26 protein-coding genes are annotated in these 25,152 nt (G+C 44.9%); 14 read left to right on the top strand and 12 right to left on the bottom strand.

What is annotated here, in order from left to right:
- Positions 1–111: 111 nt before the first annotated feature.
- Positions 112–1,944: a glutamine--fructose-6-phosphate transaminase (isomerizing) gene (glmS, locus tag M9194_RS05650; RefSeq protein ID WP_250611656.1), complete on the bottom strand. Its 1,833-nt coding sequence runs from the start codon at positions 1,942–1,944 to the stop codon at positions 112–114.
- A 54-nt stretch (positions 1,945–1,998) separates the two neighbouring features.
- Positions 1,999–2,760: a DeoR/GlpR family DNA-binding transcription regulator gene (locus tag M9194_RS05645; protein WP_250611655.1), complete on the bottom strand. Its 762-nt coding sequence runs from the start codon at positions 2,758–2,760 to the stop codon at positions 1,999–2,001.
- Positions 2,761–3,177: 417 nt separating this feature from the next.
- Here M9194_RS05645 and pykF point away from each other — a divergent pair, with 417 nt between their 5' ends.
- Entirely contained in the window at positions 3,178–4,590 is a 1,413-nt protein-coding gene (gene pykF / locus M9194_RS05640; protein WP_250611654.1) for a pyruvate kinase PykF, read from the top strand.
- A gap of 80 nt (positions 4,591–4,670) precedes the next feature.
- Here the strand turns inward: pykF and M9194_RS21660 are convergent, their stop codons facing one another.
- The 6 genes from M9194_RS21660 to epd form a co-directional block, all read right to left on the bottom strand.
- Positions 4,671–4,799 (bottom strand): hypothetical protein, encoded by a 129-nt coding sequence (locus tag M9194_RS21660; protein WP_284676516.1) that lies wholly within the window; start codon positions 4,797–4,799, stop codon positions 4,671–4,673.
- A gap of 138 nt (positions 4,800–4,937) precedes the next feature.
- Positions 4,938–5,633, bottom strand: a complete 696-nt coding sequence (locus M9194_RS05635) for an oxidative stress defense protein (protein WP_250611653.1) — start codon at positions 5,631–5,633, stop codon at positions 4,938–4,940.
- Positions 5,634–5,760: 127 nt separating this feature from the next.
- Positions 5,761–6,618 (bottom strand): mechanosensitive ion channel domain-containing protein, encoded by an 858-nt coding sequence (locus M9194_RS05630; RefSeq protein ID WP_250611652.1) that lies wholly within the window; start codon positions 6,616–6,618, stop codon positions 5,761–5,763.
- A gap of 256 nt (positions 6,619–6,874) precedes the next feature.
- Positions 6,875–7,951, bottom strand: a complete 1,077-nt coding sequence (fbaA, locus tag M9194_RS05625; protein ID WP_250611651.1) for a class II fructose-bisphosphate aldolase — start codon at positions 7,949–7,951, stop codon at positions 6,875–6,877.
- 152 nt (positions 7,952–8,103) lie between these two features.
- Positions 8,104–9,264 (bottom strand): phosphoglycerate kinase, encoded by a 1,161-nt coding sequence (locus M9194_RS05620; protein ID WP_250611650.1) that lies wholly within the window; start codon positions 9,262–9,264, stop codon positions 8,104–8,106.
- Positions 9,265–9,403: 139 nt separating this feature from the next.
- Positions 9,404–10,429 (bottom strand): erythrose-4-phosphate dehydrogenase, encoded by a 1,026-nt coding sequence (gene epd, locus M9194_RS05615; protein ID WP_250611649.1) that lies wholly within the window; start codon positions 10,427–10,429, stop codon positions 9,404–9,406.
- 342 nt (positions 10,430–10,771) lie between these two features.
- On the opposite strand from epd, the gene metK reads away from it, so the two are divergent.
- From metK to ruvX, 7 genes are all read left to right on the top strand, one after another.
- Positions 10,772–11,923: a methionine adenosyltransferase gene (metK, locus tag M9194_RS05610; protein WP_250611648.1), complete on the top strand. Its 1,152-nt coding sequence runs from the start codon at positions 10,772–10,774 to the stop codon at positions 11,921–11,923.
- Between the two features lie 258 nt (positions 11,924–12,181).
- Positions 12,182–12,979, top strand: coding sequence for a DUF2189 domain-containing protein (locus M9194_RS05605; RefSeq protein ID WP_250611647.1), 798 nt, complete (start codon positions 12,182–12,184; stop codon positions 12,977–12,979).
- 89 nt (positions 12,980–13,068) lie between these two features.
- Positions 13,069–13,566: a SprT family zinc-dependent metalloprotease gene (locus M9194_RS05600; RefSeq protein ID WP_250611646.1), complete on the top strand. Its 498-nt coding sequence runs from the start codon at positions 13,069–13,071 to the stop codon at positions 13,564–13,566.
- A 69-nt stretch (positions 13,567–13,635) separates the two neighbouring features.
- Positions 13,636–14,367, top strand: coding sequence for a 16S rRNA (uracil(1498)-N(3))-methyltransferase (rsmE, locus tag M9194_RS05595; protein ID WP_250611645.1), 732 nt, complete (start codon positions 13,636–13,638; stop codon positions 14,365–14,367).
- 12 nt (positions 14,368–14,379) lie between these two features.
- Positions 14,380–15,327, top strand: coding sequence for a glutathione synthase (gshB, locus tag M9194_RS05590; RefSeq protein ID WP_250611644.1), 948 nt, complete (start codon positions 14,380–14,382; stop codon positions 15,325–15,327).
- Positions 15,328–15,392: 65 nt separating this feature from the next.
- Entirely contained in the window at positions 15,393–15,956 is a 564-nt protein-coding gene (locus M9194_RS05585) for a YqgE/AlgH family protein (RefSeq protein ID WP_250611643.1), read from the top strand.
- A gap of 61 nt (positions 15,957–16,017) precedes the next feature.
- On the top strand, positions 16,018–16,440 hold the full coding sequence (gene ruvX / locus M9194_RS05580; protein WP_250611642.1) for a Holliday junction resolvase RuvX: 423 nt from the start codon (positions 16,018–16,020) through the stop codon (positions 16,438–16,440).
- 12 nt (positions 16,441–16,452) lie between these two features.
- Here the strand turns inward: ruvX and M9194_RS05575 are convergent, their stop codons facing one another.
- Together M9194_RS05575 and M9194_RS05570 are read right to left on the bottom strand one after the other, a co-directional pair.
- Positions 16,453–17,556, bottom strand: coding sequence for a PilT/PilU family type 4a pilus ATPase (locus tag M9194_RS05575; protein WP_250611641.1), 1,104 nt, complete (start codon positions 17,554–17,556; stop codon positions 16,453–16,455).
- 9 nt (positions 17,557–17,565) lie between these two features.
- The gene (locus tag M9194_RS05570; protein ID WP_250611640.1) at positions 17,566–18,603 is read right to left on the bottom strand and encodes a type IV pilus twitching motility protein PilT; all 1,038 of its coding nucleotides are present in this window, start codon (positions 18,601–18,603) and stop codon (positions 17,566–17,568) included.
- A 24-nt stretch (positions 18,604–18,627) separates the two neighbouring features.
- Between M9194_RS05570 and M9194_RS05565 the strand changes: the two genes are divergently transcribed.
- From M9194_RS05565 to hemW, 6 genes are all read left to right on the top strand, one after another.
- Complete coding sequence (locus tag M9194_RS05565) at positions 18,628–19,335, top strand: YggS family pyridoxal phosphate-dependent enzyme (RefSeq protein WP_250611639.1); 708 nt, start codon at positions 18,628–18,630, stop codon at positions 19,333–19,335.
- Positions 19,336–19,438: 103 nt separating this feature from the next.
- Complete coding sequence (gene proC, locus M9194_RS05560) at positions 19,439–20,257, top strand: pyrroline-5-carboxylate reductase (protein WP_250611638.1); 819 nt, start codon at positions 19,439–19,441, stop codon at positions 20,255–20,257.
- A 61-nt stretch (positions 20,258–20,318) separates the two neighbouring features.
- Complete coding sequence (locus M9194_RS05555; RefSeq protein WP_250611637.1) at positions 20,319–20,879, top strand: YggT family protein; 561 nt, start codon at positions 20,319–20,321, stop codon at positions 20,877–20,879.
- 88 nt (positions 20,880–20,967) lie between these two features.
- Positions 20,968–21,399 (top strand): DUF4426 domain-containing protein, encoded by a 432-nt coding sequence (locus tag M9194_RS05550; RefSeq protein WP_250611866.1) that lies wholly within the window; start codon positions 20,968–20,970, stop codon positions 21,397–21,399.
- A 42-nt stretch (positions 21,400–21,441) separates the two neighbouring features.
- The gene (locus M9194_RS05545; RefSeq protein ID WP_250611636.1) at positions 21,442–22,059 is read left to right on the top strand and encodes an XTP/dITP diphosphatase; all 618 of its coding nucleotides are present in this window, start codon (positions 21,442–21,444) and stop codon (positions 22,057–22,059) included.
- A 2-nt stretch (positions 22,060–22,061) separates the two neighbouring features.
- On the top strand, positions 22,062–23,240 hold the full coding sequence (hemW, locus tag M9194_RS05540) for a radical SAM family heme chaperone HemW (RefSeq protein ID WP_250611635.1): 1,179 nt from the start codon (positions 22,062–22,064) through the stop codon (positions 23,238–23,240).
- A 45-nt stretch (positions 23,241–23,285) separates the two neighbouring features.
- Here hemW and glsB read toward each other — a convergent pair whose 3' ends face one another.
- Together glsB and trmB are read right to left on the bottom strand one after the other, a co-directional pair.
- Positions 23,286–24,206, bottom strand: coding sequence for a glutaminase B (gene glsB / locus M9194_RS05535; protein ID WP_250611865.1), 921 nt, complete (start codon positions 24,204–24,206; stop codon positions 23,286–23,288).
- Positions 24,207–24,286: 80 nt separating this feature from the next.
- Positions 24,287–25,006, bottom strand: a complete 720-nt coding sequence (gene trmB, locus M9194_RS05530; RefSeq protein WP_250611634.1) for a tRNA (guanosine(46)-N7)-methyltransferase TrmB — start codon at positions 25,004–25,006, stop codon at positions 24,287–24,289.
- Between the last annotated feature and the right edge of the window lie 146 nt (positions 25,007–25,152).

Genomic DNA, 25,152 nt, shown 5'->3' with positions numbered 1-25,152 from the left:
GTTCTAACACGCCTAAAAAATGGACAAACTTTATTGTATATGATCAGACTTTATTGTAACTGCTCAAACTTTAATGTACTCCGACACAAATAATAACGATATATTTTACTTTTACTCCACCGTCACCGACTTGGCCAAGTTCCTGGGTTGATCCACATCTGTGCCTTTAATGAGTGCCACGTAGTAAGACAATAGCTGCATTGGAATGGTGTAATAAATCGGTGCGGTTATGTCGCTCACATGAGGAAGGGTAATAATCTTCATGCTTTCATCGGCTTCAAAGCCAGCGGCTTCGTCCGCGAACACATACAGCAACCCACCACGGGCGCGCACCTCTTCTATATTGGATTTCAGCTTTTCTAACAAATCATTGCTCGGTGCTACCACCACCACAGGCATATCAGCGTCGATTAATGCCAATGGCCCATGCTTTAGCTCTCCCGCTGCATAGGCTTCAGCGTGGATGTAAGAAATTTCTTTAAGCTTTAATGATGCTTCCATTGCAATGGGGTAGAACTCACCACGGCCTAAAAACAAAGTATGATGTTTGTCGGCAAAATCTTCGGCAAGCGCTTCAATTTGCTTATCGTAGCTTAACGCGGAGATGATTTGCTCTGGCAGATCGAGTAACGCTTTTACAATCTCCGCTTCTTTGGCATTGTCTATCTGCTGCTTTTGTTTGCCTAATGCGGTCACCAGCATCAATAGCGCAGATAGCTGAGTGGTGAAGGCTTTGGTCGAGGCCACACCAATCTCTGCGCCCGCTCGGGTCATGAAAGCAAAGTCTGATTCGCGAACCAATGATGAACCTGCCACATTGCAGATGGTCATCGCGGCCATATAACCCTTCTCTTTTGCCAACCTTAACGCGGCTAAGGTATCTGCTGTCTCTCCAGATTGAGATAAGGTGATAAGCAAGCTATTAGGGCGAGTCACAAATTTGCGATAACGAAACTCAGAGGCAATCTCAACGTCGCAACCCACGCCAGCAAGATCTTCAAACCAATAACGCGCTACCATGCCCGCATTATAAGATGTGCCGCAAGCGACAATTTGTACATGCTCGACTTTTTGCAAGATCTCGAGGGCATTCACACCTATGCTTTCGGTAATCACTGAGTCTTTGGTTAAGCGCCCTTCAGCGGTATTGATCAACGCCGAAGGTTGCTCAAAAATCTCTTTTTGCATGAAGTGGCGGTATTGGCCCTTATCTCCAGCATCATGCTCAGCATTTGATTCTATGACTTCCCGTTCAACCGGGTTACCTGCACTATCAAAGATGTTCACCTGACGGCGACTAACTTCCGCGACATCCCCTTCTTCAAGATATGCAAAACGACGAGTCACGTTGAGCAGGGCCAATTGATCAGAGGCTAAGAAGTTTTCGCCCACACCATAACCGACCACAATGGGGCTGCCAGAGCGTGCAACCACTAGTCGGCTGGGATCTTTACGATCCATAACCACCGTGCCATAAGCACCATCTAGCTGCTTCACGGTTTTTTGCAACGCTTCAACTAAAGATTTTGCGCTTCTCATTTCCCATTCCACCAAGTGAGCAATCACTTCGGTGTCGGTTTGTGAGTCAAAGGAGTAACCTTTATCACGCAGCATTTGGCGTAGCTCTTCGTGATTTTCAATAATGCCATTGTGGACAACAGTAATATCACCGGATAAATGTGGATGTGCGTTGGCTTCAGAAGGTTCGCCATGGGTAGCCCAGCGAGTATGCGCAATACCCGTGCCGCCAACCATTTCTTGTTGTTCGGTTGCATCGGCGAGCTCTTGCACTTTGCCTAAACGGCGAATGCGCGTCAGTTTATTTTGTGAGTCGACAATCGCTACACCGGCTGAGTCGTATCCGCGATACTCCAAACGACGTAATCCCTCAACCAAAATTTCCGCGACATCACGTTGAGCAACCGCTCCTACAATCCCACACATAAATTTACTCCAGTTAAATTTTTCTGCTCTTCTGTTTATAACGAGCGTTTCTATCTAGACACAGATGACGTTGACATCGTGTGCTTCAATCTTTTCTTTGTACTCTTGAGGTAAGTCAGAGTCTGTGATCACAACATCAATGCTGGTCCAATCTAGCTCCATATTCGGTATTTTTCGGCCAACTTTTTTAGATTCGATCATCACGATCACTTCTCTTGATACCTCTGCCATCACCTTGCTAAGGCCGAGGATTTCATTAAAGGTTGTGGTTCCTCTAGCAAGGTCGATGCCGTCAGCCCCAATAAATAGCTGGTCAAAGTCATAAGAGCGCAATACCGATTCAGCCACTAAACCCTGAAATGCTTCAGAACGCTTATCCCATGTGCCACCCGTCATTAAAATGGTCGGCTCATTTTCTAATTCGTTTAGCTTATTGGCGACGTTCAGTGAGTTGGTCATCACTACCAAACCTTGTTTGTGGTTCAGTTGAGAAATTAACGCTCCCGTTGTGCTACCACTATCGATAAGGATGCGATTGTGGTCGCGAATCAGATTTACGGCAGCTTTCCCTAGCGCTAACTTTCGCGCTGAAACTTTTTGTCCAAGCTCTTCATTCACCACTTCCTTAGGTAGGGCAACTGCACCACCGTATCGACGTAACAAAAGCCCATTTTCTTCCAAAGAAGCCAAGTCTTTTCGGATAGTTACTTCAGAAGTTTCAAAAAGTGATGCGAGCTCTTCAACACTGACTTCACCCTGCTCACTAACGACATTGGATATGGCATGCCGACGATACTGTGTATTGCGCTTTGACATTGTCTTTCATTTTAAAATTTCGAAACGAAAGATAGATTAGTTGAATCGAAACTTATCTGTCAATTTATTTTGATGCAAAAAATAAATTTTCGGCACAAAAGCTTGTCTTAAAACAACTGTTAGGTCGTGATATTGAGTTCATTCGGTGGTAGAATCCGTTCCCGAAAAGAAAAAAAATTACAGAAATTTCTGTAAGCTTTTGCACATCACCCACTAATAAGTGGGATGAGCCACAGAGTTTAGCCATTTTAGCCAATCCATTTGGTTATAAAATGACTAAATTTTGTGAAAGAGTTACAGCCCAGAGAGAATGGAAAATAAGACGATTATCGGCGTTAAACATGCCTCTATCCCTTACTACTTTATCTCAGCAACTAAATTTCAAATTGTAACTATATTTACCGGAGATTATCTTCCATGAAAAAAACCAAAATCGTATGTACGATTGGACCAAAAACTGAACCTGTAGAAAAACTATCGGAGCTAGTTAATGCAGGAATGAACGTGATGCGCCTTAATTTCTCCCACGGAGACTTTAATGAGCACGGTACGCGTATCGCGAACTTCCGCAAAGTTATGGAAGAAACTGGCAAGCAGCTTGCCATCCTTTTGGATACTAAAGGGCCAGAGATCCGCACAATTAAGTTAGAAGATGGTGAAGATGTCGATCTTGTTGCTGGACAAGAGTTCACTTTTACTACTGACATTAGCGTTGTAGGTAACAAGAACCAAGTGGCTGTAACATACGAAGGGTTCGCCGATGACCTGTCAGTAGGTAACACTATCCTAGTCGACGACGGCCTAATCGAAATGGAAGTATTGGCGACAACTGACACTGAAGTGAAATGTAAAGTGCTTAACAATGGTGCACTTGGCGAGAACAAAGGTGTTAACCTACCTGGCGTTTCGGTCAACCTGCCTGCACTGTCTGAAAAAGACAAAGCTGACCTTAAGTTTGGTTGCGAACAAGGTGTTGATTTCGTTGCAGCTTCTTTCATCCGTAAAGCTGATGACGTACGCGAGATCCGTGAGCTACTCAACGCTAACGGTGGCGAGAACATCCACATCATCTCTAAAATCGAAAACCAAGAAGGTGTCGACAACTTCGACGAGATCTTAGAGCTATCTGATGGCATCATGGTTGCTCGTGGCGATCTCGGTGTAGAGATTCCAGCAGAAGAAGTTATCTTCGCTCAGAAGATGATGATTGAGAAATGTAACCGCGCACGTAAAGTGGTTATCACAGCCACTCAGATGCTTGACTCAATGATCAAAAACCCTCGCCCAACTCGCGCTGAAGCAGGCGACGTTGCCAACGCTGTCATGGATGGAACCGATGCTGTTATGCTTTCTGGCGAAACGGCAAAAGGTAAATACCCAGTTGAAGCTGTAACTATCATGGCGCAAATTGCTAACCGCACTGACTCTGCACTTAAAGCAGAATTAAGCTCACGCTTGGATAGCCCACGTCTACGCATCACTGAAGCGGTGTGTAAAGGTGCCGTTGATACTGCAGAAAAACTTGCAGCGCCACTGATTGTGGTTGCAACAGAAGGCGGTAAGTCTGCTCGCTCTGTACGTAAATACTTCCCAACTGCAAACATCCTGGCATTAACCACCAACAAGAAAACTGCGGCCCAATTAGTGCTTACTAAAGGTGTTACGCCAGTTGTGGTTAATTCTATCGAAAATACTGATGCTTTCTTTGCTAGCGGTAAAGAGCTTGCTCTAGAGTCTGGCCTAGGCAAAAAAGGCGACATCGTGGTAATGGTTTCTGGCGCGCTAGTTCCTTCAGGCACCACTAATACTGCATCTGTTCACGTGCTATAACTACCTGCATCGGTTAACAGAAACGCAAAAGGAGAGCACATTGCTCTCCTTTTTCATATTCAGTGAAGGCTCAAATCACCTTAGCCCATAAAATCTTTCGTATGTGTGACTAACAACACCACCATAAGTAAGAAATACAAGGCACTGACTTTAATACTCAGCACGGCCAGAGCAATCACAGATCCTCTGACAAGAAAACGGTTAATCATTGTTTACCTCACGACATCAAGTTAAATGAAATCCGTTTTCTTATTGAATAAGTTGCTAACCTACTATCTATCCCATACCGCTCAAAAAACGAGCAAATAAAAAGCCGGGCTATAGGTTACCAAAAACTCGCGGCAGTGTTAATTTTTTAGTTTATATACCACTTCAACATTGTCGTGAATCACGAGACTAGAATCTTGATAGCTGTTGGACTCTTTACGTACATCCAGAGCCATCGCTCTCATGACAACAGGCTGTGTATTCGGCGCGTTGTAGTCGATCTGCCACACCTTACCAAGCTCCAAACCAAAGCCTTTAGCCAGTGATTTTGCTTTGCGATTCGCATCTTTAATGGCTTCCATGCGAGCTTGTCGCTTAAATTTTGCCTCGTCTTTGACCTTGAGCTGGATGTTATTAACTTGGTTAATACCATCACGCAGAGCCAAATCCAAATAGCCATTCAGTTTTGCTAACTCCATAACCGTGACATTCACTGTACGATTGGCTCTATATCCAGTGAGCTCAGGTTTGCCATCTTTTGGGTAATGGTATTGGGGCGCTAGATACAAATTCGAGCTTTGAATATTCTCCGATTTGACGCCCTCTTTCTTTAAGCCACTGAGAAAAGTATCGACCACTTTGTCGACCGATTGCTTGGCTTGCTCAGCGGTTAAAGCCGTTTCTACCACACGCACGGAGAACTCCGCCATATCGGGCTTAGCCGTCACTTCTCCGTAACCTGTGGTGGATAAATGCGGAAAATCAAAATTATCTGCAAATGCAGAAACACTAATAAACCCTGATAGAAAAACAAATACACTGACTAACTTTTTCATCCTTTTCACCTTAATGCATTTTGGTATGTTTCAGTACATTAGTTAGATACCAATTTGATGAATAATTTCATTAGCTAACAAAACTTTTACATTTAAAATAGCTTTCGCCTATGTGGCCGTTGTTGCATCATGATTTTTGCATATGCACGTCCATTTGTGGAAATGGAATCTCAATACCATTTTTATCCAGCGCTTCTTTAATTGCCTGAATGGAATCGAAATATACTGGCCAATAGTCCGACGTCTTACACCAAGGGCGGACCACAAAGTTCACTGAAGAGTCGGCAAGGGCCACAATACCGATCGTGATATCGGGATCTTTTAAAATGCGTAAGTCTTGCTCAAGCGTCTCTCTGATCACCTTTTTGGTTAACTGCAAATCGGCGCTGTAAGAGACACCGATGGTGAAGTCGATGCGTCTAGTCTCATGCTTGGAGTAATTCGTGATCGCACCGCCAATGACCGATGAATTAGGCACCACCACCATTTTATTATCAGGTGTCTTTAAAATGGTCTGGAATATATGGATCGTTTCCACCGAGCCTGCCACCCCGGCCACTTCAACATAATCTCCGGACTTGAACGGCCTAAACGCTACAATGAGCACGCCAGCGGCGAAATTCGATAGCGACCCTTGCAGAGCAAGACCAATCGCTAAGCCTGCTGCACCAATCACGGCCACAACCGAAGCAGTTTGCACCCCAAGACGGCTAAGCGCTGCAATCAGAACAATCACAAACAATAGGTAACGAACGATAGCGCTAATGAACTCCACCACCGCCTTGTCTAACTGCTTTTTGTGTAGCACCTTAGAAACACTATTGGATATCGCCTTTACCACCAAGTTACCAATAAACAGTATCAATATCGCCGAAATAATATTCACACCATATTGCACCAGTAAGTCGGAGTGTTCTAAAAACCAGCTTTGAGCTTGGGTTAACCCATCGGACAGTGCCACCTTACTAACTGAATCTGCAGACATAAGTCATTTCTCCATTATTTCGCTCAATTCCTGTTTGACTAGACACATATCCATTAACGTACGACAGGAGCGATGAGCATAGATTAGTCACAGCCAAGAAATAATAAATTGAACAGACAGTTAGTGGAGAAAGAGTTAGACGGGATTGTGAATTGCCCCACGAATTCAGGGCAAAATTTGTTCGATTGCAAAATTAAGCTACAAAAAAGCCCACTCTGAAAGTGGGCCTAGCAATACACGCAAGTAACGATTTAGATTACAGTACGTTTACCGAGTTTAAGTCAGCAAAAGCTTGCTCAAGACGAGTCACCATTGAAGACTGACCAGCACGTAGCCATACGCGTGGGTCATAGAATTTCTTGTTTGGCGCGTCTTCACCCGTTGGGTTACCAATTTGACCTTGTAGGTAGTCAAAGTTCTCTGCTGAGTATTGGCGAATACCATCCCAAGTTGCCCATTGAGTATCGGTATCAATGTTCATCTTAATCACACCGTAAGAGATAGACTCACGGATTTCTTCTAGAGAAGAGCCTGAACCACCGTGGAATACGAAATCTAAAGAGTTCGCTTCTAGGCCAAATTTCTCGGAGACATAAGCTTGAGAATCACGCAGGATAGTTGGAGTTAACACAACGTTACCTGGCTTATATACACCGTGTACGTTACCGAAAGAAGCCGCGATAGTGAATCGTGGGCTCACAGCGCTTAGTTTTTCGTAAGCATACGCCACATCTTCAGGAGAAGTGTACAGTTCAGATGCATCCATATCAGAGTTATCCACGCCGTCTTCTTCGCCACCAGTACAACCTAGTTCGATTTCTAGCGTCATGTTCATTTTTGACATGCGCTCTAGGTATTTGGCACAAATTTCGATGTTTTCTTCTAGAGACTCTTCAGAAAGATCAATCATGTGAGAAGAGAATAGAGGCTTACCAGTTTGCTCGAAGAACTCTTCACCAGCGTCTAGTAGACCGTCAATCCAAGGCAGAAGTTTTTTCGCCGCGTGGTCAGTGTGAAGAATCACAGGCACACCGTATGCTTCGGCAACCGAGTGAACGTGCTTAGCACCAGCAATAGCGCCAAGAACTTGAGAGCCTTGACCTTCAAGTTTTAGACCTTTACCCGCAAAAAACGCAGCGCCGCCGTTCGAGAACTGAACGATAACTGGCGATTTAACTTTAGCCGCAGCTTCTAGTACTGCGTTTACAGAATCAGTACCGACACAGTTTACTGCTGGAAGTGCAAAGCTGTTTTCCTTCGCTACGGCAAAAACTTTCTGTACGTCGTCGCCAGAAATCACTCCTGGTTTTACGAAATCGAAGATCTTAGACATGGATTGAGTCCTATTTTCAGTCGTTTTAGATAAAACGGTTAATTTTCATTCTGTCAATGTTTGCTCACAACGTGCGCTATTCTAGCAAATTAAATATTAGCTTGCAGCAAACATAAAAGCGGGTATTTCCTCCCGCTTCCATCAGATATTGGTTACTTTGCACGCTCTTCTAGCATGGCGACCGCTGGTAGTACTTTACCCTCGACAAATTCAAGGAATGCGCCGCCACCCGTTGAGATGTAAGACACGTCAGCTTTGATGCCAAATTTGTCGATAGCCGCAAGTGTGTCACCACCGCCAGCGACAGAGAAGCCTTCAGATTCAGCGATAGCACGAGAAATGCCTTCAGTACCCGCTTCAAAGTTTTTAAACTCAAAAACGCCAACTGGGCCATTCCACAAAATGGTTTTCGCGCCTTTTAGGATTTCTGCAAGTGCTGCGGTTGATTCTGGACCTAAGTCAAAAATCATATCGTCATCTTGCACATCCGCGACGTTTTTGATTTCTGCTTGTGCATTTTCATCGAATGCTTTTGCACAAGCCACATCCGTCGCAACAGGGATCGCGCACTCGTCCATAAGCTTTTTCGCTGTATCGACTAAGTCTGCTTCATAGAGAGATTTACCAACATTGTGGCCAGCCGCTGCGATGAAAGTGTTTGCAATACCGCCACCCACAACAAGTTGGTCTGCCACTTTAGATAGTGACTCAAGTACGGTTAACTTGGTAGACACTTTTGAACCACCCACAATTGCCACCATTGGACGAGCAGGCTTGTCCATTGCTGTAGCCAGTGCTTCTAGCTCATTAGCGAGCAGTGGGCCAGCACATGCGATTGGAGCATGCATGCCAACACCATGGGTTGATGCTTGAGCTCGGTGAGCAGTACCGAAAGCGTCCATCACAAACACATCGCACAAGGCAGCGTATTTCTTAGAAAGTGCTTCGTCGTTTTTCTTCTCACCTTTGTTAAAGCGAACGTTCTCTAGAACGACAAGCTCGCCCGCATTTAGCTCAAGGCCATCTAGGTAGTCTTTTTCAAGCTTAACGTTGCAATCTAGTGCGTCGTTTAAATAATTTACTACAGGCTGTAGAGAGAACTCCTCAGCGTATTCACCTTCAGTTGGTCGACCTAAGTGAGAAGTCACCATTACCTTAGCGCCTGCCTCTAGACAACGTTTGATGGTTGGTAGAGATGCAAGGATACGTGCATCAGACGTTACTTTGCCATCTTTTACTGGCACATTGAGATCAGCACGGATAAATACGCGTTTACCTGATAGTTCCAGGTCAGTCATCTTGATTACAGACATGATGAGTCCTCTCAGCTCGATTAATTTCAATTCTTAAGCGCTCAGTCTCTTACTAAGCCTTCATAATTCTGATCACTGCCATCATAAATGGAGATGGCAATACTTTATTTCAAGGCTAGAAATAAATAATATCTCTAGGTTAGCTAGTCGCATGCATGACAAGTGCAGTATCTAGCATACGGTTGGCAAAACCCCACTCGTTGTCGCACCAAACTAGCATTTTTACCAATTGTCCATTACTGACCCGCGTTTGAGTGCCATCCACAATCGCGCTATGCGGATCGTGGTTAAAATCGATGGAAACAAGTGGCGCCTCAGTATAATCAACAATGTTATGTAATGTACACCTAGAAGCCTCAATGACGGTTTGATTTACGTCATTAACTTTCACATTGGTATTTAAAGTAACACTTAAGTCCATAGCAGTCACATTTACTGTGGGAACTCGCACGGAAATGGCTTCAAATTTGTTGGAAAATTTCGGAAAAATCCGTTCTATCCCCAAGTGAAGTTTCGTGTCGACAGGGATAATAGATTGGCTGGCCGAGCGAGTTCTGCGTAAATCAGTATGATAGGCGTCGATCACCTGTTGATCATTCATAGAAGAGTGGATGGTCGTGATAGTGCCTGAGTCAATGCCAAATGCGTCATCTAGCAATTTAATAATCGGGACAATACAGTTTGTCGTGCATGAACCATTTGACACTATATTATGCTCAGCTGTAAGCGTTTCATGGTTAACACCGTAGATAACCGTATTATCAAGATCGTGAGCACCAGGATGCGAAAACAGCACCTTTTTCGCACCAGCTGCAATGTGCTCTAACCCATCGGCTTGGTTGCCATACACACCGGTACAATCGAGCACAATATCAATATCTAAATCATGCCACGGCAACAAGTTGATTTCCGCCATATGCAAAATGCGTATCGAATCCTTCTCGCCATTTTGATGATGCACGTAGATATGCTCTTGATCATTGGTGATCTTCTTCTGAAACCGGCCGTGGCTAGTATCGTATTGCAATAGGTGGGACATCGCATCAGGCTGAGCTAACTCATTGACCGCCACGACTTTAATTTGCTCATATTTACCGCTTTCGTAAACGGCACGAAGTACATTTCGACCAATACGGCCAAATCCATTAATTGCTACTTTTAACATGAGCGAACGATCCTGCACAAAATATGATAGCCGCTAATAGTAATGCAAAGCTGAAAGGAAGAATACTTCTCTGTACGTTAAAGTTACTTTTCCAATGCCAACTCGCCGACTGCAAACGTTTTCTCGGCTTTATGTTATGAGTTTTCGCTTAAATTCGCCGATTTTACCACCACTTCGTCATCAATGCCGTAGCGGCCTGGAAGGTATTGTTGCAGAAAAATGACTTGAAATTTCACTATCAAAACCTAAAATAGACGTCTAGATGTAGAAACATCTACACCAAACTAATGCATACAAGTGCCGATATTGCACTTGCTTATCAACCAATACAACGGAGCTCTTATGGCTAAGCACTTGTTTACTTCTGAGTCAGTTTCAGAAGGCCATCCAGATAAAATCGCGGATCAAATTTCAGATGCTGTTCTTGATGCAATCATAAAGCAGGATCCAAAAGCTCGCGTCGCGTGTGAAACCTATGTCAAAACAGGCATGGTAATGGTCGGTGGTGAAATCACGACTTCTGCGTGGGTAGACATCGAAGAGCTCACTCGCCAAACCGTTCGCAATATCGGTTATGTGCACTCGGACATGGGCTTTGACGCTGATTCTTGTGCCATTCTAAACACGATTGGTAAGCAGTCTCCAGATATCAACCAGGGTGTTGATAAATCAGATCCTAAAGAGCAAGGTGCGGGTGACCAAGGTATAATGTTTGGTTATGCAACTAACGAAACAGACATTTTAATGCCAGCGCCTATTACCTACGCTCACCGTCTTGTAGAAAAACAAGCGGAAGTACGTAAAAATGGAACGCTGCCTTGGCTTCGTCCAGATGCTAAGTCTCAGGTCACCTTCCAATATGACCAAGGTAAGATCGTGGGTATTGATGCTGTCGTTCTTTCTACTCAGCACTGTGATTCTATTTCAACTCCTGACCTACGCGAAGCCGTGATGGAAGAGATCATTAAGCCTGTGCTTCCTTCTGAGTGGATCAATACAGAAACGAATTTCTTCATCAACCCAACGGGTCGTTTTGTTATTGGTGGCCCTATGGGTGACTGTGGACTAACTGGTCGTAAGATCATCGTAGATACTTATGGTGGGGCTGCTCGACACGGTGGTGGGGCGTTCTCAGGTAAAGATCCATCGAAAGTAGACCGCAGCGCAGCCTACGCCGCTCGTTATGTTGCGAAAAATATCGTTGCCGCAGGTCTTGCTGATCGCTGTGAGATCCAATTGTCTTACGCTATCGGTGTAGCAGATCCAACCTCTATCATGGTTGAAACCTTTGGCACTGAAAAAGTGTCGCATGAAGTCATTATCGGCGCGGTACGTCAACACTTTGACCTACGCCCTTACGGACTGCAAGAAATGCTTAACCTACTGCAACCTATCTACCAAAAAACGGCGGCATACGGACACTTTGGCCGTGATGAGTTCCCTTGGGAAGCGACGGATAAAGCCGCACTGCTACGTGAGTTTGCTGGTCTATAAGACTTCTGCAAGCCTAAAACATCACTGAGATGAATAACAAACCCCTGCTTTTTTGGCAGGGGTTTTATTTTTGTTCAAAAAAACACCGCTAAATTTGTAATTTCGACAAACCGCAACAATAGTTAATTCAAGGTATTGAATGCGTTGCTATCACCCTAACCACGCCTTCTTTGTACTTCATCCATGAACCAGCCATTTGAGAACAGCACAGTGCTGACTTGAATGGTTAAGCCTGTCCAACTCAAACAAGGAGGAAGCATGCCAAGAACGGTTGAACCTTCCAATATTGAAGATAAGCATAAAAGAGTTCCTGACGAAGAATACGCCAGAACCATTCCCTGTAACACCGTCAGTGTGTCGGCTCCTTTCCATTGGTTAGCACAAGGCCTGGATGATTTCATTCGTATGCCACTCATTAGCATTGCCTACGGGCTGTGTTTTACCGCCGCAGCGGTGGGCATTGTGCTGCTAGTTCAATGGCAAGGCACTCACCTTGTTGTTTTGCCAAGCTTGATCGTTTATATGTTAATCGGCCCATTTTTAGCCCTTGGCCTCTATGATGCGAGCTGGGAAAGAGAAAAAGGCCACTCACCAACGCTCATTCACTCTATGAAGGCGATTGGTCGGAACTCAACTTCACAGTGGGCATTTGCCATTATCCTCATGGTTGCGATGATCTTTTGGATGCGAATTGCGGCGCTACTGCATGCCTTGTATCCATCGGTACAAGGGGCACCTTTAATCGACTTTTTGCCGTTTTTACTGGTAGGCTCAGCGATAGGATTTGTCCTAGCGGTGATCATTTTTACCATATCCGCCTACTCTATGCCGCTGATGATGGAACGTAGAGTGGATGTAATGACGGCCGTGTTCACCAGCTTTAACGCCGTCAAATCAAACATTCCGGCCATGATTGTGTGGGCCTTTATCATTTGTGGCGGCATATTGCTTGGATTTGCAACGTATGGTTTAGGTATGTTGATCACCATGCCTATTCTTGGCTATGGTACTTGGCATGCCTACCATGAAACCATCAAGAAGAACCATCATAAGTAGGATGTAAAAGAATCTCCTTCTACTTGTTATCTGAAATATGGTAAAAGTCCTTAGCTACTGCTTAGGACTTTTTTATTGGCAAAACCATCATGGATTCTGAACTCGATCACCGCATTCACACAACTATCCACCATTGTATTCAACAAGCAAGCCAATACTTTGATGTTCAATTCCAAACACCAAGTGTGTCATATCAATTAAGGGGCAAAGCCGCTGGCAAGGCGCTGCTGTTGGACAATCAAATTCGCTTAAACCCCATATTACTGAAAGAAAACCAGCAGGCTTATTTTGATGATGTCATCCCACATGAGATTGCTCATCTCATCGCGTTTCAACGCTATGGTAGGGTTAAACCACATGGCAAGGAATGGCGTAATATTATGCAAAGCGTATTTCAACGGCCTGCTTTAGCAACGCACAACTTGGACATTCGTTCCGTGCAAGGCAAAACCTTCCAATATGATTGCAGCTGTTCTAGCTACCCTTTAAGTGTGCGCAGACACAACAAAGTGACAAGAAAGCAAGCGAGCTACTTTTGTAAAAAGTGTACAAAACCACTTAAATACACAGGCAAACAGCTCAGTTAGGGTTGAATTTATCTAAAGATGCGCCCATCTTATTGAGTATCTAAACCCTCAAGTACCCTACATATCGCCATGAGAATACCTCGAGTTTACCACCCAAACAAAATTGAACAGCTGGGGCAATTACCATTATCTGACGACGCCGCAGGACATATTGCTCGAGTGTTAAGAATGAAAGTTGGACAACACATTATCTTGTTTGATGGCAGCGGCTTTGAGTACCCAAGCGTCATTGCCAACGTGGCTAAAAAACAGGTAGACGTCGACATTCAAGAGAAAGTGCATAAGGATATAGAGTCTCCCCTTGATCTTCACCTTGGCCAGGTAATTTCAAGAGGCGAAAAGATGGAGTTTACTATCCAGAAGTCAGTGGAATTAGGAGTAAATACCATTACCCCACTGCTTTCCGAGCGTTGTGGCGTCAAACTGGACGAGAAACGATTTGAAAAGAAGCTCCAACAATGGCAGAAAGTGGCGATATCGGCCTGCGAACAATGTGGTCGGAATACGGTTCCAACGATTCGGCCTATTATGAGCCTAGAGGATTGGTGTCGAGAAGAAAGTGAAGCTCTTAAACTCAACCTACACCCAAGAGCAAAGTATTCAATCAATACTTTGCCCAACGCATCCAACAAAATCAGGCTGCTCATTGGCCCAGAGGGCGGCCTGACAAGTGATGAGATTGATATGTCGAGAAGCCAAAATTTTGAAGAAACATTACTGGGCCCACGTGTACTGCGTACCGAAACCGCAGCGCTAACTGCAATCACCGCGCTACAAGTTCGTTTTGGTGATTTAGGATAACCGGAGATAACAATGATTAAACTTGGTGTCGTGATGGACCCAATTTCGGCCATCAATATTAAGAAAGATTCAAGCTTTGCGATGATGCTCGAGGCGCAGCGCAGAGGTTACCAAATACACTATATGGAAATGAATGATCTACACTTAGATCAAGGTACCGCTATTGCGGACACAAAAGTTGTAGAATTACAGGATGATCCAAACGCTTGGTATCAGTTTAAATCAGAGCAAACTATAGCGCTTGCTGAACTTGATGTCATCTTGATGCGCAAAGATCCTCCTTTCGATACGGAGTACATTTACGCGACCTATATTTTGGAGCGTGCAGAGGAACAAGGGACGTTAGTGGTCAACAAACCACAGAGCCTGCGTGATTGTAACGAAAAGCTCTTTACTGCATGGTTCCCTGAGCTCACTCCTACAACGATTGTGACCCGTAAAGCAGAGAAGATTAAAGCATTCCGTGAACAACATGGCGATGTGATCTTAAAACCACTAGATGGCATGGGTGGTGCATCTGTTTTCCGAGTGAAGGAAAACGATCCGAACCTTTCCGTGATTATTGAGACGCTCACGAATCACGGCCAAAACTATGCGATGGCGCAGACATTTGTGCCCGATATTAGCAATGGTGACAAACGAATATTAGTGGTAGACGGAGAACCAATGCCTTATTGTCTGGCACGAATTCCTGCAAAAGGAGAGACTCGCGGGAACTTAGCGGCAGGTGGAACAGGAGAAGCCCGCCCTCTGAGTGAAACAGACATAAAAATTGCGGAGACGGTAGCCCCAACACTAAAAGAAAAAGGTCTAATTTTTGTCGGCCTTGACGTTATTGGCGATAAGCTGACTGAGATAAACGTAACCAGCCCAACTTGCATAAAGGAAATAGAGGCCGCTTTCGACATCTCAATCACAGGGAAGTTAATGGATGCAATTGAGCGCCGCTTGCAGGCGTAAAATAGCGTGCGGTGTTTTAAGCCATCAGCTGAGATACTGCTAAGTCTATTGGGATTGGAGTTACTATGAACCTAACAAATCATTTCTTAGTGGCAATGCCAGGTATGAAAGATCCCTACTTCAAACATAGGGTCATTTATGTTTGCGAGCACAATGATGAAGGGGCAATGGGGTTGATGATCAATGCTCCTATCGATATTACGGTTGGGGGCATGCTCAAACAGGTGGACATTGAACCTGTCCACCCACAACTGCAAAAAGATAGTCTAGAGAAACCCGTGCTCAATGGTGGTCCCGTCTCAGAAGATCGCGGCTTCATTTTGCATCAGCCTAAAGATGATTACGAATCAAGCTTGCAAATGACCGATAAGATATCAGTCACCACTTCGAAAGATATTTTGAGTGTGTTAGGAACTGAAGCTGAGCCAGATAGCTACTTAGTGGCACTGGGTTACTCCGGCTGGGAAGCTGGCCAGTTGGAGTCTGAGTTAGCAGAAAACTCCTGGCTAACGATTGAAGCTGACCCTGACGTGATATTCAATACGCCTATTCATGAGCGCTGGAAAAAAGCGGTACAAATGCTCGGTATCGATTCAGCGCAATTGTCCACTCAAATCGGTCATGCCTAATGAAATAAGTGTGCTAACCTTTAGCGCACTTATTTTTTAACATTATTCAACGAGACCATTTATGTCACGCACCATCATGGCATTTGATTACGGTACCAAAAGCATTGGCAGTGCAATTGGCCAAGAAATTACGGGCACCGCCTCGCCACTAAAAGCCTTTCAAGCCAAAGATGGCATCCCAAATTGGGATGATATCGAAGCCCAACTAAAAGAATGGCAACCTGATTTGGTGGTTGTCGGCCTTCCAACTGATTTACACGGCAAAGCATTAGCAGACATCACGCCAAGAGCCAAAAAATTTGCCAATAGACTGCATGGCCGATTTGGCGTAGCTGTCGAGTTGCATGATGAACGACTATCCACCACGGAAGCTCGCTCAGAGTTATTCGCGAGAGGCGGCTATAAGGCGCTTAGCAAAGGCAATGTCGATTGCCAATCTGCCGTAGTGATATTAGAAAGCTGGTTTGAGCATCAATGGGACTAAGGTCATTTTCCCCTAGTCCATATCGATTTTGACATCTTTTAACGTCGATGAAGCCGCTTGGCCTTGACTCGTTTTGAGCATAATTCTTAAATCGTTCGCAGAGTCGGCATGGTGCAGTGCTTCTTCTTCGCTGATTTTATCGTCGATAACTAACTGGTATAGGGATTGATCGAACGTTAGCATGCCATGCTCGTTCGATTTCACCATGGTGGCTTTTAGCTCGTGCAGTTCGCCACGACGAAGCAAATCGGATACCCGCGGAGTATTAAGCAAGATTTCAAATACGCCATGTCGTCCATTCGCCTGTTTATCTCTGACCAATTGCTGAGCAATCACACCTTTAAGGTTAATCGATAAATCAAACAAAAACTGATCTTTACGCTCTTTCGATACGAGATGCAAAATGCGCTCAATCGCTTGGTTAGCATTGTTGGCGTGTAGTGTTGCCACGCACAGATGCCCTGTTTCAGCAAACGTCATGGCGTATTCCATGGTTTCCCGATTTCTGATTTCTCCAATAAGAATCATATCCGGCGCTTGGCGAAGTGAGTTTTTTAATGCCATTTCATAACTTAATGTGTCTAATCCCACTTCCCGTTGTGTGACGATGCACTGATTGTGTTCATGAACAAACTCGATGGGATCTTCCACCGTTAGGATATGGCCTTGGGTATGATGATTGCGATGCCCCACCATCGCCGCTAATGTGGTTGATTTACCGGAGCCAGTAGCACCGACGACCAAAATAAGCCCGCGTTTAGCCAGCGATAGTTCATTAATAACACTAGGCAGCTTTAAGCTCTCAATAGTAGGAATTGTGGTTTCAATACGGCGGATAACGGCACCTGGCATTTCTCTTTGAAAAAAGGCACTAACACGAAAGCGCCCTTCATCACGAACTATCGCAAAATTGGCTTCACGACTTTGCTGAAATGTTTGCCAGTGATCCTTATCCATCGAAGAGTTCAGAAGCGCTGTCACCTTATCATGATCGAGTGATGCTCCTACAGTGACTAACGCACCATCCACTCGGTAAGAAACAGGCTTGCCTACTGTAATATAAAGATCAGATGCCTTGCGCGTGATCATTTCATGTAAGCATTGATTTAAATCCATTCTATCCTCCTACATGATCCCAGAATCAAGCTCAATTTTCTTCTTCACTTCTTCTAGGTCCACTAACCCTTGTGCAGTTAACTGCTTAGCCGTTTGTTCCATCGTCTGCATGCCATGAGCCGCGCCAGTTTGGATAATAGAATACATCTGCGCAATCTTGTCTTCTCGGACCAGATTACGAATAGCAGGGGTGGCGATCATGATCTCATGGCAGGCCACTCGCCCTCCTCCGACCTTTTTAAGCAACTTTTGAGCAATAACGGCGCGAAGTGACTCAGACAGCATAGAGCGCACCATGCCCTTATCTGAGCCGGGAAACACGTCAATGATCCGATCTATCGTTTTCGCAGCCGAGCTAGTATGCAATGTGCCAAATACTAAGTGCCCGGTTTCCGCTGCCGTCAGCGCTAAGCTAATGGTTTCTTGATCTCGCAGCTCCCCCACTAAAATGACATCCGGATCTTCACGAAGCGCGCTTCTCAGTGCGTTATTGAAACTCAGCGTATCTCGATGCACTTCTCTTTGGTTAATCAAACACTTTTGGTTGCTGTGAACAAACTCTATTGGATCTTCTATGGTGAGAATATGTTTATTGTGATGGTTATTGATGTAATTCACCATGGCCGCGAGTGTGGTTGATTTACCTGATCCTGTTGGGCCCGTTACTAATACTAACCCTTTCTCATAATTGGAGATTTTCTCAAAAATATCTGGAGCATCTAATTGTTCCAATGTAGGAATGACCACTGGAATAGTACGAAATACCGCAGAGCAGCCACGCGCTTGATTAAATGCATTGACCCGAAAGCGACCGACATCCGGTAATTGGTAAGAAAAGTCTACCTCCATCCTTTCTTCAAACTCACTACGTTGCCCGTCGTTCATGATATCAAAAACCAGATTGTGTACTTCAGAATGAGACAAAGCCGGCACACCAAGCTTTCTTACTTCACCATCTATGCGTACCATGGGAGGAACACCAGCAGAAAGGTGTAGATCTGAAGCATTATGCTTTACACTAAAATCCAATAACTCTGCAATATCCATTTATTTTCCTTAGTAAAACGCGCCATGAGTAATATTCAACAAAATATCGAACATATCTCTTCACTGATCCATCGTGCTCAACAAAAGTGTGGACGAGCTCCAGACTCGGTGCAACTTTTGGCCGTCAGTAAAACGAAACCTTTACAAGACATTCTTGCAGCAGCGAAAGCGGGGCAAACCGCTTTTGGCGAAAATTATGTTCAGGAAGGGGTGGATAAAATTCAAAAAGTGCGTGAAATCGCACCTGAATTAACGCTCCAATGGCACTTTATCGGCCCGATTCAGTCAAACAAAACCAAACCAATTGCTGAAAGTTTTGATTGGGTACACAGCATAGAACGCGCTAAAATCGCGCAAAGATTGAACGAGCAAAGGCCAGTAGAAAAAGGGCCGCTGCAAGTGTTAATCCAAGTCAATACCAGTGGAGAAAGCTCAAAATCCGGCACGACAGAACATGAAGTTTTTCAACTTGCGGAGTTGATTTCATCTTTGCCCAACCTCACTTTAAGAGGATTGATGTCGATTCCTGCTAACGTGAGTGACTACCAGTCCCAATTAAATGCTTTTAAACAATTAGCTCTACTGCAAGGCAAGTTGTCGCAAAGGTTTGAGCAGATCGACACACTATCAATGGGTATGAGTGGTGATATGGAAGCCGCCATAGAAGCAGGAAGCACCATGGTGCGCATTGGCACCGCGATTTTTGGCGCTAGACATTACAACAAGCAATAAGGTCCTTCGCACCATCCCAACTTTAGTTAATAGAATTAGTATTTTAGGGTATGTTGTCTACGATTAACGTGCCTGCATAGAACAGAGCATTTAAGGTATCTCTATGAAGTATAAAAAAATCACATTCGTCGGTGCAGGCAATATGACTCGTTCCATCATTGCAGGGCTTGTCGCAAGCCAATACCCTGCCGAGTACATCACTGCAACAAACCCAAGCCAAGCCAAACTAGACGAATTAAGCGATTCATTTTCTATTAATACGAGTAACGATAACCTTGTACCAGTGGAAGAAGCCGACGTTGTCGTGCTAGCTGTCAAACCACAGCTCATGGAGAAGGTTGCGCAAGAATTGAAACACATGGATTTGAGCAGCAAGCTGATCATTTCTATTGCAGCTGGCATCAAGTGTGAAAGACTCAATGAAATGTTTGCTCAAACATTAAAGCTTGTGCGTGTAATGCCGAATACTCCATCATTGATAGGCCTTGGCATGAGTGGACTATTTGCGTCCCAAAGCGTCGATAGCACAGATAAAAGCTATGCTTCCACATTGATGGAATCGGTCGGTAAAGTGTGCTGGGTTGAAGAAGAGTCAGGCATTAATGGCGTTATTGCAGCGGCGGGAAGCTCTCCTGCTTATTTCTTCCTATTTTTGGAAGCCATGCAAGCAGAGGCGATGGCGCAAGGCTTTGATAAACAAACGTCACGCACACTCGTAGAGCAAGCAGCGCTAGGCGCAGCGCAAATGGTCATTGCCAATCCAGATATGGAGCTGTCGACCTTAAGAGAGCAAGTGACATCAAAAGGTGGCGCAACCGCTGAAGCCATTAGAACCTTTACCGAGCATCAACTGGGCGATACGGTTGCTAAAGCGATGCAAGCTGCAGTTACGCGCGCAGAAGAAATGGAACAATTATTTTAATAATGTCATCGCTCATTCAGTGCTGGCATTAAAACTCACTTAGTATTAACAAGGGCTAAATATGGACGCATTTTACTTTTTATTTCGCACCCTTTTTGATTTATACATCATGGTGGTGATATTGCGCATTTGGCTACAAGCCGCTCGCGCGGATTTCTACAACCCATTTTCTCAATTCATCGTAAAAGCGACCCAACCTGTCGTTGGGCCATTACGACGAATCGTCCCTTCTTTTGGAAGCATCGATATGGCAACACTGTTGTTTGCCTATGTACTTTCCGTATTGAAGTTTGTGATTTTAAATTTAGTCGCGTCAGGCGGCGCTGCAGCAGGCTTCAGCACTGGTTTACTGCTCGTTGGCTTATTGTCGCTGATTAAAGCCGCAGGTGGCCTACTATTTTGGATACTGATTATCCGAGCAATCTTGAGCTGGGTAAGCCAAGGCCAAAGCCCTATTGAATATGTATTCCACCAGCTTACCGAGCCTTTCTTGACACCCATTCGTCGTATTGTCCCAGTCATGGGCGGGCTGGATTTAAGCGTGTTGGTTCTGTTTATTTTATTGCAATTTATCAACATGCTGATCGGCAGTTACATTGGCCCACTTTGGTATCAACTTTAACTTCCATCACAAAATGCTTACCATCATAGAGTAACATTATAAGAAACCATCCTAGGATGGTTTCTTTGCTTTTCAAACTACGGATAAAATTATGAAATGGATCATCGCACTTATTGCCTGTGCCCTAGCCGTACCAAGCTGGGCGCAACAAGCCAAAACCATCAAAGACATCGAAGTGCACTATGCTGCGCTAAATTCTACTTTTCTAACGCCGCAGATTGCGAAAAGCTACCAGCTCAGGCGAAATGGCCACACAGCCATACTCAACCTAAGTATCTTAGATCTTTCCAAAGCGGGTAAACCTGCAACGCAAGCCACCATTACCGCTACCAGCAAAAATTTGGTTGGAAACACCAGAAAGCTAGCCTTTAACGAATTCAAAGAAGGCAGTGCCATTTACTATATTGCTGAGTTTCCCATCACCAATGAGGAAAATATTACCTTCGACATTAATATTGATGCTGGTACAAAAGGCGCAGGTACTATAAAGTTCAACCAAAAATTTTATGTTGAAGAATAGCTCGCCAACGCATTCGGTTGGCATGCCTCATTGGAAGCCATTATGAGTAAAATAGTCCTAGCCACGGGTAACCAAGGCAAAGTGCGCGAAATGTCCGATCTTCTTGCCGAGTTTGGCTTTGAAGTTCTACCACAAAGTCAGTTCAATGTATCTGAAGTCGCTGAGACGGGCACAACCTTTATTGAAAATGCCATCATCAAAGCCCGTCATGCCGCTAAAGAAACTGGCTTACCAGCAATCGCTGATGACTCAGGACTTGAGGTTGACGCCCTTGATGGCGCTCCTGGCGTATATTCTGCTCGTTATGCTGGGGAAAGTGCTAGCGATAGCGATAACCTCAATAAGCTGCTCGACGCTTTACAAAATGTACCTGAAGAGCAACGCAGCGCCCGTTTCCACTGTGTGTTAGTCTTTATGCGTCATCATAATGATCCGACCCCAATCGTGTGTCATGGTCATTGGGAAGGCCGTATCTTGACTGAAGCTCATGGTGAAAATGGCTTCGGCTACGATCCTATCTTCTACGTACCAGAGCAAGATTGCGCCTCTGCACAGCTGGCACCCGAGCAGAAAAAGCAGCTATCGCACCGAGGCAAAGCGTTGCAAAAGCTGTTTCAAGCGTTATCAAACGCCCAGCACGACTCTAAGCGCCAAGATTAACCATGATGAAGCTCGTTCCACCCCCTCTGAGTTTATACATTCACATTCCATGGTGCGTACAAAAGTGTCCCTACTGTGATTTTAACTCTCACACCCTAAAGAACGACATTCCTGAGAGTCAGTATATTGAGGCTTTACTTGAGGACTTAGCGGCAGATATCGCTCGATATCGACTCGACAATGCTGTAAGACCGCTGCGTTCGATATTTATTGGTGGCGGCACACCGAGTCTCATCTCCGCTCAAGGGATCGCAACATTACTTAAAGGCGTTCAGGCGCAACTTCCGTTTTCTGACGATATTGAAGTGACGATGGAAGCTAACCCTGGCACCATTGAGGTGGAGAGATTCGAGCAATACCGAGTGGCAGGCGTGACACGAATTTCCATCGGTGTGCAAAGCTTTGAGCAAGCTAAGCTAGAAAGTTTGGGACGCATACATGGTGAAAATGAAGCAATCAATGCTGCGCGGAAAGCTCATGAAATAGGGCTAAACAGCTTCAATTTGGACTTAATGCATGGCCTACCCGATCAGAGCATAGGTCAAGCGCTTAAAGATCTCGATAAAGCCATTGATATCGCGCCGCCGCACTTGTCTTGGTATCAACTCACCATTGAACCCAATACCCAGTTTTTCTATAAAACCCCGACGCTTCCCGATGACGATGATCTCTGGGAGATCTTCGATAAAGGACACAACAAGCTTCGTGAAGCAGGATACGTTCAATATGAAATATCCGGCTACAGTAAACCTGGCTTCCAGTGCCAGCATAACCTCAATTATTGGCGCTTTGGTGATTATCTGGGTATTGGTTGTGGTGCGCATGGAAAAGTCAGCTTTGCCGATGGTCAAATTCTACGTACCAACAAAATTAAACACCCTAAGGGGTACCTAGCCGCCAAAGGCAACCTAGTTAAGTCCTACTTAAATGAACAAGCGCCAGTGTTAGAAAAAGATAGGCCATTTGAGTTTTTTATGAACCGTTTCCGGCTTATCGAGGCTTGCCCAAAGCAAGACTTTATCGACACGACAGGACTCGCTCTGGAAACCATTGAAGAGACCATTCAATGGGCCGTTGACAAACAATACATTGACGACACAGAAACCCATTGGCAAGTGACACAAAAAGGTAAGTTGTTTTTAAACGACCTGCTCGCCGCATTTGTCGATGAAAGTGATTGATACCTTGAAGAATGAGGCAATGGCTTTGCCTCATCTATCTAGCCTCTAAAAAATGGACCGTCCGATACGCTCAGAAAGCAATTCTAGCGCCCGCGTGCCTGCTAGCGAGTTGCCCGATTTATCCAGCTCGGGCGACCAAACCGCAATCGTCATATCACCGGGTACGATGGCAACAATCCCACCGCCAACACCAGATTTACCTGGCATTCCAACTCGGTAAGCGAATGAGCCAGCTCCATCATAAAGGCCACAAGTGGCAAGAAGCGCATTCAGCTGCTTGGCTTGAGTCGGTTCGATAATCTTTTGCCCAGATTGGACCGATACGCCCTTATTAGCGAGATAACTGTAGGTTTTGGCCAACTCTTCACAGCTTAATCGCAATGCACAAGCGTGAAAGTAATTATTCAAAACAGGAATCACTTCGTTACTGAAGTTGCCAAAAGAGCGCATTAGATAAGCAATGGCTGCGTTTCTATCGCTGTGCATCATTTCTGAAGCTGCCACCACTTTGTCATAAACGATATGGCTGTTCCCTGATAGCTGGCGAACAAACTCTAGCACGCGCTGTCTAGGCGCTGATAAACGACTAAACAAGAGATCTGCAATCACAATAGCGCCCGCATTGATAAACGGATTACGAGGAATGCCTTGCTCCATTTCCAGCTGGATCATCGAGTTGAAAGCTTGCCCAGACGGCTCTTTACCCACCCTTTGCCACAACTCTTCAGGCTTATATAAGTGCAATGCCAATGTCAGGCTTAATACTTTAGAAATTGATTGGATAGAAAACGGCTCAGTGGCATCACCTGCGCGAAATACTTCACCTTGGTTTGTGCATACCGCAATGCCAAGCTTATTGTTATCCACTTTAGCAAGCGCAGGGATATAGTCGGCCACTTTCCCTTGACCGATTAGTGGGCGAACTTCATCCAGAATTTCAGAGAGTATCTCATCGGTTGGTTTTATCATTGAAGTCAGAACTCCTAGTGACAAGCCAACCTTGCGAAAAGCTGGCTTATAAGTAAGTACTTATTAACATGAAAAGATTAGCGAGTGCGCTGATATTGAATGTCCCAAACGCCATGTCCGAGCCTGTGACCACGAGCCTCAAACTTGGTTAATGGACGCGAGTCTGGACGCGGAACGAAATGGCCGTCTTGGGCGATATTTGCAAAGCCTGGCGCTTGCTCCATAACTTCAATCATGTGCTCGGCGTAATTCTCCCAGTCGGTTGCCATATGGAAGATACCTTGATTCAGAATCAATTTACTTCTTACCATCTCTGCGAACTCAAGTTGCACAATGCGGCGCTTATGGTGACGTTTTTTATGCCATGGGTCTGGGAAAAACAGCTGCAAAGTATCTAGGCTATTGTCTGGAATCATATTGGCAAACACTTCCACCGCGTCATGGCACATGACACGTAGGTTGGACAGGCCAGCCTCTTTTGCTGCCGCTAAGCAGGCACCGACACCTGGGCTGTGAACTTCAATACCAATGAAGTTTTTCTCAGGCGTTTGTTTTGCCATTTCAACTAACGAAGCCCCCATGCCGAAGCCAATTTCTAACACGACAGGATTAGCGTTACCAAATACCTCTTTCCAATCAAGCAATTGCTCTTGATAGTCGATACCCATTGTCGGCCAACATTCTTTCATCGCGGTTTCTTGGCCTTTAGTCAATCGGCCTTCGCGACGAACAAAGCTTCTCACTTTACGAACAAGTTTGCCGTCTTCGGTATATTCATTGGTGGTTACTTCACTCATTTTCTGCCTGCTTAAAAATTGGTCTTACTTTAGCGGATTTGAGATTATCCAAAGAATTGGCAAGGGTGCAAGCTTTTATCGAGCTAAAGCGTATTTATCCTTAAATTTGACCACTCACATCGCCTCAATCCAGCATCTTGAAGTCA

The organism is Vibrio sinus, assembly GCF_023634645.1.
Taxonomy (GTDB): domain Bacteria; phylum Pseudomonadota; class Gammaproteobacteria; order Enterobacterales; family Vibrionaceae; genus Vibrio; species Vibrio sinus.
Note: the sequence above shows the minus strand (reverse complement) of the source record. Positions and strands in the feature narration are given on the sequence as shown.

Bases quoted from the DNA above. Each gene is read 5' to 3' on its own strand.
- glmS (WP_250611656.1), bottom strand. From the start codon at position 1,944: ATGTGTGGGATTGTAGGAGCGGTTGCTCAACGTGATGTCGCGGAAATT.
- M9194_RS05645 (WP_250611655.1), bottom strand. From the start codon at position 2,760: ATGTCAAAGCGCAATACACAGTATCGTCGGCATGCCATATCCAATGTC.
- pykF (WP_250611654.1), top strand. From the start codon at position 3,178: ATGAAAAAAACCAAAATCGTATGTACGATTGGACCAAAAACTGAACCT.
- M9194_RS21660 (WP_284676516.1), bottom strand. From the start codon at position 4,799: ATGATTAACCGTTTTCTTGTCAGAGGATCTGTGATTGCTCTGGCCGTG.
- M9194_RS05635 (WP_250611653.1), bottom strand. From the start codon at position 5,633: ATGAAAAAGTTAGTCAGTGTATTTGTTTTTCTATCAGGGTTTATTAGT.
- M9194_RS05630 (WP_250611652.1), bottom strand. From the start codon at position 6,618: ATGTCTGCAGATTCAGTTAGTAAGGTGGCACTGTCCGATGGGTTAACC.
- fbaA (WP_250611651.1), bottom strand. From the start codon at position 7,951: ATGTCTAAGATCTTCGATTTCGTAAAACCAGGAGTGATTTCTGGCGAC.
- M9194_RS05620 (WP_250611650.1), bottom strand. From the start codon at position 9,264: ATGTCTGTAATCAAGATGACTGACCTGGAACTATCAGGTAAACGCGTA.
- epd (WP_250611649.1), bottom strand. From the start codon at position 10,429: ATGTTAAAAGTAGCAATTAATGGATTTGGCCGTATTGGTCGAAATGTA.
- metK (WP_250611648.1), top strand. From the start codon at position 10,772: ATGGCTAAGCACTTGTTTACTTCTGAGTCAGTTTCAGAAGGCCATCCA.
- M9194_RS05605 (WP_250611647.1), top strand. From the start codon at position 12,182: ATGCCAAGAACGGTTGAACCTTCCAATATTGAAGATAAGCATAAAAGA.
- M9194_RS05600 (WP_250611646.1), top strand. From the start codon at position 13,069: ATGGATTCTGAACTCGATCACCGCATTCACACAACTATCCACCATTGT.
- rsmE (WP_250611645.1), top strand. From the start codon at position 13,636: ATGAGAATACCTCGAGTTTACCACCCAAACAAAATTGAACAGCTGGGG.
- gshB (WP_250611644.1), top strand. From the start codon at position 14,380: ATGATTAAACTTGGTGTCGTGATGGACCCAATTTCGGCCATCAATATT.
- M9194_RS05585 (WP_250611643.1), top strand. From the start codon at position 15,393: ATGAACCTAACAAATCATTTCTTAGTGGCAATGCCAGGTATGAAAGAT.
- ruvX (WP_250611642.1), top strand. From the start codon at position 16,018: ATGTCACGCACCATCATGGCATTTGATTACGGTACCAAAAGCATTGGC.
- M9194_RS05575 (WP_250611641.1), bottom strand. From the start codon at position 17,556: ATGGATTTAAATCAATGCTTACATGAAATGATCACGCGCAAGGCATCT.
- M9194_RS05570 (WP_250611640.1), bottom strand. From the start codon at position 18,603: ATGGATATTGCAGAGTTATTGGATTTTAGTGTAAAGCATAATGCTTCA.
- M9194_RS05565 (WP_250611639.1), top strand. From the start codon at position 18,628: ATGAGTAATATTCAACAAAATATCGAACATATCTCTTCACTGATCCAT.
- proC (WP_250611638.1), top strand. From the start codon at position 19,439: ATGAAGTATAAAAAAATCACATTCGTCGGTGCAGGCAATATGACTCGT.
- M9194_RS05555 (WP_250611637.1), top strand. From the start codon at position 20,319: ATGGACGCATTTTACTTTTTATTTCGCACCCTTTTTGATTTATACATC.
- M9194_RS05545 (WP_250611636.1), top strand. From the start codon at position 21,442: ATGAGTAAAATAGTCCTAGCCACGGGTAACCAAGGCAAAGTGCGCGAA.
- hemW (WP_250611635.1), top strand. From the start codon at position 22,062: ATGATGAAGCTCGTTCCACCCCCTCTGAGTTTATACATTCACATTCCA.
- trmB (WP_250611634.1), bottom strand. From the start codon at position 25,006: ATGAGTGAAGTAACCACCAATGAATATACCGAAGACGGCAAACTTGTT.